This is a genomic window from Enterococcus cecorum (assembly GCF_052119425.1).
Taxonomy (GTDB): Bacteria; Bacillota; Bacilli; order Lactobacillales; family Enterococcaceae; genus Enterococcus_E; species Enterococcus_E cecorum_C.
Window position 1 is genome coordinate 1 of the sequence record NZ_JBQKFH010000053.1, and the last position, 12,357, is coordinate 12,357.

At 39.3% G+C, this 12,357-nt stretch carries 12 protein-coding genes; 5 read left to right on the plus strand and 7 right to left on the minus strand.

Features of this window, described 5'->3' with window-relative positions:
• Positions 1-430: 430 nt before the first annotated feature.
• The 4 genes from ACTQZM_RS10665 to ACTQZM_RS10680 are packed head-to-tail and all read right to left on the minus strand — an operon-like array spanning position 431 to position 5,402.
• Entirely contained in the window at positions 431-1,675 is a 1,245-nt protein-coding gene (locus ACTQZM_RS10665) for a family 16 glycosylhydrolase (RefSeq protein ID WP_441653749.1), read from the minus strand.
• 27 nt (positions 1,676-1,702) lie between these two features.
• Positions 1,703-3,028 carry a family 4 glycosyl hydrolase gene (locus ACTQZM_RS10670; RefSeq protein WP_441653750.1) on the minus strand — a complete coding sequence of 442 codons (1,326 nt, stop codon included), beginning with the start codon at positions 3,026-3,028 and terminating at the stop codon, positions 1,703-1,705.
• 17 nt (positions 3,029-3,045) lie between these two features.
• Positions 3,046-4,602 carry a PTS transporter subunit EIIC gene (locus ACTQZM_RS10675; RefSeq protein WP_441653751.1) on the minus strand — a complete coding sequence of 519 codons (1,557 nt, stop codon included), beginning with the start codon at positions 4,600-4,602 and terminating at the stop codon, positions 3,046-3,048.
• On the minus strand, positions 4,599-5,402 hold the full coding sequence (locus ACTQZM_RS10680; RefSeq protein WP_441653752.1) for a carbohydrate deacetylase: 804 nt from the start codon (positions 5,400-5,402) through the stop codon (positions 4,599-4,601). Before ACTQZM_RS10680 ends, ACTQZM_RS10675 begins: the two co-directional genes overlap by 4 nt.
• 164 nt (positions 5,403-5,566) lie before the next feature.
• Here ACTQZM_RS10680 and ACTQZM_RS10685 point away from each other — a divergent pair, with 164 nt between their 5' ends.
• Positions 5,567-6,289 (plus strand): MurR/RpiR family transcriptional regulator, encoded by a 723-nt coding sequence (locus ACTQZM_RS10685; RefSeq protein ID WP_441653753.1) that lies wholly within the window; start codon positions 5,567-5,569, stop codon positions 6,287-6,289.
• A 6-nt stretch (positions 6,290-6,295) separates the two neighbouring features.
• Here ACTQZM_RS10685 and ACTQZM_RS10690 read toward each other — a convergent pair whose 3' ends face one another.
• From ACTQZM_RS10690 to ACTQZM_RS10700, 3 genes are read right to left on the minus strand one after another with little or no spacing between them, the layout of a single operon-like run.
• On the minus strand, positions 6,296-8,170 hold the full coding sequence (locus ACTQZM_RS10690) for an SAG1250 family conjugative relaxase (protein ID WP_441653754.1): 1,875 nt from the start codon (positions 8,168-8,170) through the stop codon (positions 6,296-6,298).
• Positions 8,157-8,522 carry a MobC family plasmid mobilization relaxosome protein gene (locus ACTQZM_RS10695; RefSeq protein ID WP_441653755.1) on the minus strand — a complete coding sequence of 122 codons (366 nt, stop codon included), beginning with the start codon at positions 8,520-8,522 and terminating at the stop codon, positions 8,157-8,159. The genes ACTQZM_RS10690 and ACTQZM_RS10695 overlap by 14 nt, the downstream gene beginning before the upstream one ends.
• A 2-nt stretch (positions 8,523-8,524) precedes the next feature.
• On the minus strand, positions 8,525-8,887 hold the full coding sequence (locus tag ACTQZM_RS10700) for an SAG1252 family conjugative relaxosome accessory protein (RefSeq protein ID WP_441653760.1): 363 nt from the start codon (positions 8,885-8,887) through the stop codon (positions 8,525-8,527).
• A 383-nt stretch (positions 8,888-9,270) separates the two neighbouring features.
• Between ACTQZM_RS10700 and ACTQZM_RS10705 the strand changes: the two genes are divergently transcribed.
• The 4 genes from ACTQZM_RS10705 (at position 9,271) to ACTQZM_RS10720 (ending at position 12,178) form a co-directional block, all read left to right on the plus strand.
• Positions 9,271-9,969: an XRE family transcriptional regulator gene (locus ACTQZM_RS10705; RefSeq protein ID WP_441653756.1), complete on the plus strand. Its 699-nt coding sequence runs from the start codon at positions 9,271-9,273 to the stop codon at positions 9,967-9,969.
• A 142-nt stretch (positions 9,970-10,111) separates the two neighbouring features.
• Positions 10,112-11,527, plus strand: a complete 1,416-nt coding sequence (locus ACTQZM_RS10710; protein WP_441653757.1) for a Y-family DNA polymerase — start codon at positions 10,112-10,114, stop codon at positions 11,525-11,527.
• A complete protein-coding gene (locus ACTQZM_RS10715) occupies positions 11,524-11,892 on the plus strand; it encodes a hypothetical protein (protein WP_441653758.1) in 369 nt (122 codons plus the stop codon). Before ACTQZM_RS10710 ends, ACTQZM_RS10715 begins: the two co-directional genes overlap by 4 nt.
• Entirely contained in the window at positions 11,879-12,178 is a 300-nt protein-coding gene (locus ACTQZM_RS10720) for a DUF5960 family protein (RefSeq protein ID WP_441653759.1), read from the plus strand. Before ACTQZM_RS10715 ends, ACTQZM_RS10720 begins: the two co-directional genes overlap by 14 nt.
• The last annotated feature ends 179 nt before the right edge of the window (positions 12,179-12,357 follow it).

Sequence of the window (12,357 nt, forward strand, 5' to 3'; positions counted from 1 at the left end):
TCCACCCATAGTTTAACTTTATTATCAGATGGAATGCCGAACTTATTTGCAAGATAAGTATAACCACCTTCGCCATTAAGATAAGCATTTACAACTTGCTTTTTAAACTCATAAGAATATTTGTACATAAAAATACCGACCTCCAATTGTTAGATTTTATGGTCTAACTTTTGGGGGTCGGTACAATACCTCATAATTTTCCTCCTTTTATCTTGCAAATTGAAGAATAAAAGGAGGGCTTCTTATGTTTTTCATAGATATTTCTCACTTACTGTTTATATCGAGAAATTAACTCGTCAATATAAGAGTGAAATACCAAACACATTGTTCCGACAGGTATTAAAAAAGCAGTGAGTTTTCACTCACCGCTCTTCATGCTTTATACAAAATAATCCAAACTCAAAATACAATTGAACAAATTCCTAATATATTAGTTTAGACTCCATTGTCCTCTCCATGCACCTTGATGAAGCTCACCAATTTCTAAATAACCTAATTTATTCTCTGTATGAATTACTTGATTATTCTTCCATCGGTTAACTAATCTAAAGTAATTTCCTACTGGCTCTTTTTTCCATTGAGCACTCCAGTATGTTTGTGGTACATTTCCATGCTCCACGTAACCAGTTTGATTCTCAGTATGAAGATACTCACCAGTTTCTACATTCTGAATAAGGAAATATTCTCCTTTAGGTATCATTTTCCATTGTGATGCCTTAGTGGTATCAGTTGTAAGCATAATTTTATCGCTTTCACTATCTAAGTAGAAACCTTCTCCTGTTTCATGGCTAGTCAAAGAATTTACAGGGATATCATATCCCTCATTACGCTTATATACTCGGAAATAATCAATTGCCCATTCTTTAGGGTATACATTATTGCCTTTTCCTGAACCTGCGTCTGTATAGATATTCAAGATAGTCCCCATTGGATAATCAGGAGCTTGATTGATTTCCTTATATAACACCCCATCATAATAGAATTTCAAAGAACCAGGTGACCAGTCTAAACCATAAGTATGGTATTCTTCTGTCTGATCATTAGTAGGAGCTGGATTTTCTGCAATATGCCAATTGGGTTTCTGGAAAAATGGATCATTCCAACCATATGCAGCTATTCTCCATGTATTTGGTCTGCTGAAAAATGTCTCGATTACATCAATTTCACCAGTTTCTTTAGAATTAAACCAATCGTCAGTATCATTTTGCATACCAACCATCCACCAAGCCTGATGGCCGCCTCCACCAACATTGGATAATTTAGCTCTAATTTCAAAATATCCATAAGTTGTGGCATAGCCTGTCCACTCTTCCTGGTCACTCATTAAATTCTTACTGCCACTAAAATTATGTATCCAATTTTTATTGAAACTCATAATGGCACTTGAACGTACGGTCCCATCCAACTCAGGCGACCAAGGTTTTTGGTCTTCTGCTATATACTCGATAAGTTTACCATCCTCAAATCTATAATTAGCTTTAGCGTTTTCAGGATTTTTCGTCCAATGAGGAAGATAGTAATCTGTCCACTTTGTTCTATCTAGACTATCTCCATTAAATTCATCATGAAAATCAAGATAATAACCTTCCTTTTGTGGGATACTCTCTTCTGCATGAACTACTGAACCAAAGCCAAGAAGCATAATTGAGAAAAGTGAAATAGTTAATTTTTTCATAAGTTATCCTCTCTTCCGAAAGTATAATCAGTGTAGAGTGGGCCAATATTCTTTATTAGCCTCATAGAGTTCATCAAGAACTTTTTTACCAACTGTATAATTTGGAATTGTTTTGTTAAGCATCACGGCTTCTAGAGCAGCTTGGTATGAACCTGTTAATGCTGCATCAACTGTCTTCTTCTCATAAGCTTTTTGCATTTCCATCAATCCCTTTTGTAAGGTCGGAATATTGCCTATATTTATTGTTTCAGCTCCCATGCTACCAACATAAGCAGGTACTTCAACTACGGCCTCTGGATCAAAATTGGAAATAGCTCCATGATTCTTTTTATTGACAGTAAATCGTTCTCTGGTATTGTGAATAATCGCATAAGCAATATCTACAATATAGTTCCCATGAACACCTGCATGCAGAGCTGAATCTTTAGCGGTGCCTGCTGCGATTACTCGGCGACATTCTTCATAAATGCGTTTTTCTCGCCCTTGTTGAACGTAGTCTCCTCTAGTGAAGTTTACATCATCATGTGCTAATACTTCATCAGGGGTCAAATAATATTGTAAGTAACAGTTCGGAAAGTAATCCGGGAACCTCTTGAAGAGACTAATCATCTGCTTGTAGGTATCAATCCAATACTGATCTGCTTTTGTTTCTTCATTTGATTGAAGAAGGGTATCAATTTTACCAGAAAGAACATCCTCCCTTAGCTGTGGCAACAAGTCCTGACCTTTTTCATCGTAGACATTGGTCCACCAACCAAAGTGATTCAAGCCAAAATACTTAAAGGTTAAGTCTCTCAAATCTTTATTAAAGTATTTAGCAATTGCCCCTTCGATAGAAATAGGCATATCACAAATACAAAGTACTTTAGCTTCTGGAAACTCCCGATAAATCGCTTCTGATAAAATAGCTTCTGGGTTTGTATAGTTCAAAATCCACGCATTTGGACAGAGTTCTTTCACTTTGCGGATAATCTCCATGACTGCAGGAATCACTCTCATCGCAAATGAAAATCCTCCCAAGCCACATGTTTCTTGTCCAACAACACCATTTCGGATACAGATTTTTTCATCGATAGCTCGTTGACGGTTTAAACCTGGACGGATTTGCATAAAAAGATAGTCCGCGCCAGTAAAAGCTTCATCTATATTAGTTGTATAGGAGACATTAACTGATGAACCTGTTTCAGCATAGTACATCTTGGTGTATTGACCCAGTAAAGACACACGCTCTTCATCATTGTCATAAAGAACCAAGTCTGTTAATTGTAGCTCCCCAGCTCGTTGACGTAATACTTCTAAAATTCCTGGTGATTGAGTAGACCCTCCGCCTACCATAACAAATTTATGTCCCATTATTTTCTCCTTCTCTCTTATGAATTCAAATACGCTTCAATTTTCTCACGAACTGTTTCAACACCCAGTCCAATAATAATTTGGATATGTTTGCCTTTATCGACAATCCCAGATGACTTTACCTGATTTTTCAGAATCCCGATGTCAACCTTGCTGTCATCCTTGACGTCAACCCGCAAACGTGTATAACAGTTGATGATATTAGCAATATTATCCTTACCACCAAGACCAGCAACAATTGTTTCTACTTGTGGGTCTACTGAGCCTACAGAAGATGACGTTATAGTCTCTGCAGAAGAAATAGGTAAATCAAGGTTTTCTTCTACCATATCTTCCCGTCCAAGTGTAGGAATATTAAGCTTCACAATAAGGTAACGGAAGACGAAATACTCCATGAGAGCTGTGATGACAAAGACAACTGGAATCCAGTATTGTTTACCCAATGAAACAGGGAAAGCAAAACTATTGATAATCATATTGATACCCGTATCAAATTGAATAGAGATACCAATTAAGTTTGTAATCAGTAGACTGAGTCCATAAACAATGGCATGAGCCAACCAAAGAATTGGGGACAAGAAAAGGAATAGGAATTCTAAGGGCTCTGTCACCCCTGCCATAAAGGCTGTGACGACAGTCGGAATAAGGATAGAAGCAACTTTTTTGCGATTTTCGGGTCGAGCTGTTTTCCAAAGAGCAAAGGCAATACCAATCGGTAAAGAAATAGAACCGAAGTTTGCAAGATAACCGATTGATGGGTGCATACTGGTAATAGAGCTAGCATTTCCAAGTTCTGCCAACCAGATATTAAAAGCACCATTTTGTACTTGACCAGCGATTTCTGCTGTACCTCCAAGCGGTGTATAGAACAATGGCATCCAGAGGAAGTGATGCAAACCAAGAGGTAAGAGCATACGATTCAAGAAACCATAGAAGAAGAAACCGATAGAGCCTGCTGTTGTGGTGGTTGCAACAACAGATTCAACAACCGCATTTACAAGAGGCCAGATATAAGTGGTCACAATAGCAAGGACAATCGTCGCAAAAATCAAGAGAATATAGACAGACTTTGTCCCTTCGTATGGAGATAGGTATTTGTGTAGTTTAATTTCACCAAATTTATTGACCATCACACCCACAAGACACCCCAGCATAATACCGAGAAAAACTCCCATATCAACCACTTGCATGCCAAAAATCATACCCTGACCAGTTCCATAAAGACCAAACTCACCAGCTTCAGCTAAGCGATTCGTCACAGTTAACCACGAGTTATTGGCATATAAGAAAATTAAGAAGGTGATAATACCCAAAATAGCCGCATCCGTTTTGTATTTAGGTTTTGCTAAAGCTGTCGCAATTCCCACACTAAAAATCACACTGAGTTGTCCAATCATCCCACCCGATAAAATATTGAAGACAAAATTCCCAATATTTTTGGTAAATTCGGGCATAAAATCCAACTTCAAAATGGCACAAATAGATAATACAATCCCCGTCACAGCCATAAACATAACTGGCTGAATAATGGCTTTAGAAAAGACACTTGCTGATTTCATCATTTTTTCTTTCATGATAAATAGGCTCCTTTTTCTACATTACCATAATGGCAAAGTTCAATTTGATTTTCTCTAAATAAATCCGCTACATCTTCATCACACAAAAGAGAGACCTCTTTTACTCGTGCAATGTTGAAGGATGAGTTAAACAATAGAATCTCATCTACATAAGCTGGATGAACCATTAATTCTGTGATAGAATTATCCTTAACTTTATCTAAGACAGATTTGATTTCCTCCAGACACCCCCTTTTAAGATCCTCAAAACTATGAGATAGATCTCTAATATGCGGGTAATTCGTTAAATCCAGAAAACCAGTCGCTCCAATTTGATAAGGAAGTGAAATATTATTTTCCAAATCATAGGCATTGCGAATCGGCAGTTGATACTTCTGTGCAATCCTCTTTGTAATGGACAAATTTTCAGAAAAAGTATGCAAGTGATGATGACTGTCTATATGGGTTGGCTGTAAGCCCTTATCAAGAAGATAATCAATTTGGTAGCACCACTCCTCAAATATTTCTCCATCGTCTATTTGAGAACGGCGTTCATGATAATCTTTAAGGGAATAAAATCGTCCGTTCTGACTAATTGTCTTTCCTTTCGTCATAGCATGGCCGCAAGTTAATACTAGGTGTACCCCAACCCCTAGACTTGGATATTGCTTAGCTAATGCCACCGCTTCTAAACACCCTGGCATATTTGCCATCAAGGTGGTTGAAGTAAGAATACCATCTTGATAAGCTTTTATAATGCCTGCATTGACGGCGGGTGAATACCCGAAATCATCAGCATTGATAATAACTTTTTTCATAGCTTTCCTCCTTTCTGATAGGACTACTTATGATGTTGTTCCGTATCTGATCATTTACTTCACGCTTTAATTTTAGTATAATTAGAAAGCGAATACAATACCGTTTTCTCTATTTGCATCTATTCCCAGTTGGTGAAAATATTTTCAGTTAGGAGATTTATCAAATGGCACAGCTTTATCATTTCAATCGTTTGTTTCCAAACAACTCTCTCTATAAAGAAGATGAAAAGATTATAAACCATATTTTTTTGATGATTCAAAAACAAGAAAATCTTGATATACGTCATATCGCTAGCCAAAATTACACTTCTACATCCTCTATCAGCCGCCTAGCTAAAAGAGCTGGCTTCAACAACTTCAAAGAATTTATCTTTTTCCTTACTAACACTAGTAAAAAACAGTTAGAAAACCAGCTGGAGTCACTTCCCTTTGCCCACTCTGATGCTAATTGGGAAGAAATCTTCCAACAGCTCAGACTAGCCTTTATTTCAAAAAATGTCTTTTTATTTGGAGAAGGATTTTGTCAATTTTTAGTGAATTATACTTATAGAAAATTATTATTGAAAAAAGTATATGCTGTTGACCTAGATGGAGTTGAAATTAAAACTGTTTCAGACAATAAGCCACATACTCTAATCACCTTTTCACACTCAGGAGAAAATAAGCGTGGGCTACGAAAAATAGCTGAATGTAAAGAATTGGGAGGATGTATCATCGCAATCACTGCTTCCCCTAACAGTAGCTATTGTCTGGAGAGTGACTTTTGTATTATAGTTGAAAATCAGGCAACAATAACTGACTATGAAAACCAGCATTTGAATTTCTTTTTTGGAAATACCTTGAATTTGATGGAATATCTCATTGATTTATGTTCTCAGGACTCTTAAATCTTATCAAAAGATGTCCAATCCTCTATAAATGTTGTTATTGTAAACATATTTTTTATTATCTAATGTGACAACAAATTTTTCCAACCTTCTCACTTCCTGTTCGTAGTCATCAATCACTTTACCAATTTCTTCCTGAGATTGTCTCACATCCTTCTTTACCTGTTCAAGTGTAATAGCTGCGGTCAGATTCATCTTGGCATAATCAAATCGAGCTAGCCTTCGGTTTTCTGGGTCTGCGTTATTAAGATTGAGCAACACTTCCGCCACCTTGTTAAGGTAAGCAAGTTTGTCCTGATAATCTGTGATCATCAACTCCAGTTGAGCAATGTCTTGAAGCATCTCGTCCTTGATTTCCTGGTAAGATTTGTTGTCAATATCCAGTTCAATCAAAAGATTAAGCTCTGCGAGTTTATCTTTGAGGGTATCAAGGGTTGGTCGCCTGCGTTTAGGGATATGCTTGCTGTCGTGTGAGAGTTGACGAATCAGGTCTCGGCCTCTCATATACTTATTGAGCTGGGCATTGTCTTTGTGATAGATAAAAAATTGGGCAGTCTCACGAATAAAAACGTGATAGGTTTTTCCCGTTTCCGTTTCTTTAATATCCAGGTTACGGTTTGGTATGAAGACCAAGCCGTCTTTTTTGATACCATAATTGATTCTGACAAAGAGACCGTCCTTGACTAACTTGTCAATCTGGTGCTCTGCTAAAACAACTTCAAACTCCTGAACCTGGTCTCGTGTTTCTTTGAAATCCGTATAGGATGGCCAAAGTTCTTCGTCAGGCAGCCTATCTTTGTTCATTTCCTCCTGGTACTTTTCAAAATCTGACACAAGAGTTTCCAAGCTAACGTCTGGGAGCTCTTTCTCTTTAGAAAAATAGTCTTCAAAAAACTGGACATCGTAAAGACACTTGGCACTCAGCTTCTCATTTTTTATGGCTATGCTCCTGCCATTCTCTGATAAAGTAAAGACAACATGTTTCAGTTTGGGAGAAATGATTAGGTTCAGCTGCTCTGCCATTTTAACCAAATGCTCCAGGCTCCTAGCCTTGGGTAAAAGAAACTCCAGTCGCTCTTCAATACCTCGTTTCACAAACTGCTCCCGAAAATAATCCTCGGTGTAGGGTTGACGTTTGTTTAGCTGGTCGCCACGAATGACCTGTTTCATGTTGCGGTCGGTCATCAGAAAGCGGGCGTGCTTGCGAGAAAAATCAATCTCCACGTTTAGAGCAGGAGCCTTGGCCAAAAAATCTTCAAAGCTCCTGCTATTTTCCATGAGAAAGTAAAGTCGCTGCTTGAGTTCGAACTTATTGTTGGTTCTACGATAGGTCTCAAACTTCTCATGCGAGTAACGATTAGGTGTGATGATTTTTGCTCCAGCTTCTTTGGCAATGCGATCTGAAATCAGACGAAGGTTTCTCTCCTGGGCATAGTCCCATTTGAGTTTTTTATCTGACTGCTTATCCACGGCGTTAATCAAGATATGGTTATGGATATGGTCCTTATCAACGTGCGTCGCAACAATAAAACGAAAACTCCCACCTGTTAATTCTTTAATGGTCTCATAGCCAATGCGGTTAATCTCTTCAGGTGTGAGCTTGTCATCAGGGGAAAAGGATTGAATGAGGTGGTGGGCATGGATTTTCGTTTGCTTGACCTGTTGCCGATCATTCCTTGAATCGTAGAGCCTATCGTTGTTGACAAAGTTGGCATGATACATTTCCACCAATTCTTCATAGCTAGGAAAGTCCAGGTAGTTACTCATGCCAAAATCGGAGACCAGCTTTAGCTGCTCTGTCTTGTCAGGATTGAGGTTATACTTGATAAGGCTCTTACGATACTTCTTCCCGTGTGTGGCATAATGCTTAGTCACTACCATAGAAGACCCTCAACTGTTGACACTTGATGTCAAAATCCTTTTCCACTTCCTTGATGAGCTGGCTAATGCCTTGCATCAATGATTCACGGTCACTTGGTGTTAAGATGTGAGTCTGGTTGACTGTCCGTGCAATTTGATTAATGTTATTCCCAATCCGTCTCAGCTCAAAGACTAACTCCTGGTAATTGGTCGTATCAATAGTCAGAAAAGTCATGTTAGGATTTAAGAGAACTCTCCTAGCGTACTGGGAAAAATTTTTACAGCGGCTCTGACCAATACGGTCGTTCAATCTCACCAACTCCTGGTCCGTCAGAAACACTTTTTTGAGATTGGTGCGGTAACGGTTTTCCATGCCTACCCTCCCATGTACTTGTCACGAAAATCTAGACTGAGTGGGATAGCTTTCTCGACTTCAGCCATCAACTCCTGCACACAGGTCAAGATAATTCGTAAGTGCTCTGCCGTGACCTGCTGGGTCTGTTCAGCCAAGACAGTCACCTGTAGGATGTCACGGCTAATTTGTTCAATCTTCTGTGACTGCCAGAGGGTAAACCAGTCAGCCACCGACTGCCTCCCTTCGACTAAATCCATCAGCTTTTGACGAACAAAGGGTGAAAACTGGTCAGCGTGTTCCTGTTTCATCAGCTTTTGAATCTGCTCCAGTTCCTCTGGTGTCAGGTTGATTTCCTTGCGAATAATGCGATAATGGTCTGTCATCATGTCTTTCTCCTTCTCTACTTGCCTCTATCGGGTAAGCCCCGATACCGTGTGGGATACGGGGGCTTCCAAAAAGCCTCAATCTTTCCTTTTCGGCTTTTGCGAGCTCAGTTATTGTGTCCACAATAACCCAAAATCTAATCGTCAACTGAATCCAAACCTTACAGGTTGGTCAGCCGACGATAAGAAAATGTGGTGGCTTCGCCCCCAAACCCCCAAGAAAAAATCAAGGCTTGATTTTCTCAAGATAGATACAGTTTAACAAGCTCGTATTGAGGAAATTATCACAGAAAATAGACGTGCTCAAAATTTCTAGTTGCTAAAGGATTTATTTTTTGATAAAATCTCGTTGAGTTATAACTTAACAAAGAGAGGTGAATCTCATGTTTTCAAAAGACCGCCTAAAACAAAGAAGAGCTGAATGCCAGCTCTCTCAAACAGATATTGCTAATAAACTTGGTGTTAATCGAAGTGCCTACCATAACTGGGAGAGTGGGAAAAACATTCCCAATCAAAAGAACCTGCAAGCTCTAGCTACCATTCTTAATGTTGAACAATCCTACTTTGAATCTGAGTATAACATCGTCTCCAGTTTTCTTCAGCTCAATGAAAAAAATCAACTAAAGGCTGAGACCTACGTTGAACAACTACTCATCAAGCAACGAAAAGAAGAAAATAAAATCGTCAACCTCACCGCCTATAATGTCATTAAGAATGTGGCACTTGCTGCAGGACCAGGCTATGGCTTTGATGATGAATATGAAACAGAGATTGTTTATTCTGATGAACAACACTCTGGTTTTGATATTGCGGCTTGGATTGACGGGACATCCATGGAGCCTAAATACTTAGACGGTGAAGTTGCACTTATCCGTGCTACTGGATTTGATTATGATGGTGCAGTTTACGCTTTGGTATGGGAAGGAAAAACCTACATCAAAAAACTGTACCGTGAGCCTGATGGTTTCCGTATGGTATCCATAAACAAGAAAGGCAATCCTGACCGCTTTATCCATCATGAAGATGATTTCCGAATTGTTGGTAAAGTTGTTGGCCACTTCATGCCCGTTGTCGGAGGTTAGATATGTCCAACAAGATTGAGGAAATGATTTACATTAAGGGGGATCGAATTTACTTCACCCCATTTCTAAAAGAGTATGACGTGACAGACCATATCACAACCCTGCTCCAAGAGTTACGAAAACTCAAAGAGAGGTGATGGCTATGGGCTTTATTGATTACTCAAAAGAGCCTACGTCCGATATTGCATTTTTCGATATGAAATCATTCTACGCTAGTGTGGAATGCGTCAGCCGTGGTCTCAATCCATTGACCACTTCTCTCTGCGTCATGAGTAGAGCCGACAACTCTGAAGGATTGATACTGGCCTCATCACCCATGTTCAAAAAAGTTTTTGGCAAGGCTAATGTTGGCAGGTCCTACGACCTCCCCTTTGACATCAAGACAAGAAAATTTAGTCGCTATAATGCTCAAAAACAAGGATTGGAAATTACTCCACAGTACATTTCATTTATTGAACATTGGGCTAGACGAACCTTAATCGTTCCACCTCGCATGGACCAATACATTGAAGTCAATATCCAAATACAGAATATCCTTTTGAATTTTGCGGCTAGAGAAGATATTTTGCCTTACTCGATTGACGAAGGCTTTATCGATCTGACCTCATCATTGAATTATTTTGTAAAGGATAAAAAACTTTCTCGTAAGGAAAAACTTGACCTAATATCAGCTAAAATCCAACATGACATCTGGAAGGAAACGGGTATCTACTCTACCGTTGGCATGAGCAATGCTAACCCGCTCTTGGCAAAACTTGCTCTTGATAATGAGGCAAAAAAATTTCCAACTATGCGGGCCAACTGGTCCTACGATGATATTGAAAACAAGGTTTGGGCTATCTCTCCTATGACTGATTTTTGGGGAATTGGCCATCGTACCGAGAAACGGCTCCATAAGCTAGGGATATTTTCAATTAAAGATTTAGCAAATACCAATCCTGACATTCTTAAAAAAGAATTTGGAATCAATGGTGTGCAACTCTGGTTTCACGCAAACGGAGTTGATGAAAGTAATGTTCATGAGCCTTATAGGCCTAAATCAAAAGGTCTGGGTAACTCACAAGTCCTACCTCGTGACTACATCAAGCAATCCGACATCGAGCTAGTCCTAACTGAAATGGCTGAACAGGTTGCTATCAGACTAAGACGAGCCCACAAGAAAACAACTAATGTTGCTATCCAGGTGGGATACTCAAGGACAGAGCTGAAGAAAGCCATCAATACCCAAACACGAATAGATCCAACCAACAGCACTCGGATTCTCAAAGATACTGTCCTTAAACTTTTTAGAAGTAAGTACACTTCAGGAGCAGTTCGCAGCATTGCCGTACGCTATGATGGCTTTGTGGACGAGAACTACTCTCTGATTTCCCTTTTCGATGATGTCAAAACCATTGAGAAAGACGAAATGATTCAGAGTACCATTGATTCCATTCGTGACCGCTTTGGCTTTCTTGCTGTCCAAAAAGGAACTGCCCTCTTGGACAGCTCCCGAAATATTGCACGCAGTAAACTAATAGGAGGCCACTCTGCTGGTGGTTTGGAGGGACTAAAATGATTGACCGCTCATATTTACCGTTTGAATCCGCAAGACACTACCAAGACCGAAAAATGCAAAAATGGATGGGCTTCTTTTTATCCGAGCATACCAGTGCCCTATCTGATGACCTGGATAAAATTAGCTTGATGAGTGAGCTCACTCTTGAACAGAAACTGCTTCTTATTAGCCAGGCTTACACCAACCAATTGACCGTTAAGCTACAAAGCTTTGACGGCAAGCAACTCCAGACCTTGGTTGGTACGATTACGACAATTTCAAGAGAGCAGGTAATTATTCGTACATCAGAAGGGCATACCAACGTCCCGCTTTCGATACTCCACAGCATTGAGCCAGTCGAGGAGGTGCTTTATGAATCAGCTTGAGTTTCATAGAAACGAACTGCAGATGGATTATTTTAGCGACAGCTACCAGAGATTTGAAACAGACTTCTATCGCTATTCGGCATTAAACACTCCTTTAACTTTTTTAACGGATGATATTATGCGAAGCATGGCCAAATCTCAGAAACCATACTTCAAACTGAATAAGGAAAATGCCAAAGATAATAGAGACCACTATTTTCTATTCCGAGTTGAGGCGGTCAATAATAATAAGTTGATTCGTAAGTACACCTACGAAAAAAGCATGACCACAATAAAAGAGGGCTAGTCTAATCGGACTAACCCTCTTTTTTCTTACGAAACTGCTCTATTTTTTTCTCTAGCTCATCTGTTTTCAGTGTAAGCGTCCAATAACAAGGTGTATCGCATCTATCTAGTCCTCCAGTTATACTGTATTCAAACAGAAGATTGGAGGTTTTTTATGATGAAACAACCCATTGTCCCTCT

What these genes read in the sequence shown, in the direction of transcription:
- ACTQZM_RS10665 (WP_441653749.1), bottom strand. Translation starts at nt 1,675, where the DNA reads ATGAAAAAATTAACTATTTCACTTTTCTCAATTATGCTTCTTGGCTTT.
- ACTQZM_RS10670 (WP_441653750.1), bottom strand. Translation starts at nt 3,028, where the DNA reads ATGGGACATAAATTTGTTATGGTAGGCGGAGGGTCTACTCAATCACCA.
- ACTQZM_RS10675 (WP_441653751.1), bottom strand. Translation starts at nt 4,602, where the DNA reads ATGAAAGAAAAAATGATGAAATCAGCAAGTGTCTTTTCTAAAGCCATT.
- ACTQZM_RS10680 (WP_441653752.1), bottom strand. Translation starts at nt 5,402, where the DNA reads ATGAAAAAAGTTATTATCAATGCTGATGATTTCGGGTATTCACCCGCC.
- ACTQZM_RS10685 (WP_441653753.1), top strand. Translation starts at nt 5,567, where the DNA reads ATGGCACAGCTTTATCATTTCAATCGTTTGTTTCCAAACAACTCTCTC.
- ACTQZM_RS10690 (WP_441653754.1), bottom strand. Translation starts at nt 8,170, where the DNA reads ATGGTAGTGACTAAGCATTATGCCACACACGGGAAGAAGTATCGTAAG.
- ACTQZM_RS10695 (WP_441653755.1), bottom strand. Translation starts at nt 8,522, where the DNA reads ATGGAAAACCGTTACCGCACCAATCTCAAAAAAGTGTTTCTGACGGAC.
- ACTQZM_RS10700 (WP_441653760.1), bottom strand. Translation starts at nt 8,887, where the DNA reads ATGACAGACCATTATCGCATTATTCGCAAGGAAATCAACCTGACACCA.
- ACTQZM_RS10705 (WP_441653756.1), top strand. Translation starts at nt 9,271, where the DNA reads ATGTTTTCAAAAGACCGCCTAAAACAAAGAAGAGCTGAATGCCAGCTC.
- ACTQZM_RS10710 (WP_441653757.1), top strand. Translation starts at nt 10,112, where the DNA reads ATGGGCTTTATTGATTACTCAAAAGAGCCTACGTCCGATATTGCATTT.
- ACTQZM_RS10715 (WP_441653758.1), top strand. Translation starts at nt 11,524, where the DNA reads ATGATTGACCGCTCATATTTACCGTTTGAATCCGCAAGACACTACCAA.
- ACTQZM_RS10720 (WP_441653759.1), top strand. Translation starts at nt 11,879, where the DNA reads ATGAATCAGCTTGAGTTTCATAGAAACGAACTGCAGATGGATTATTTT.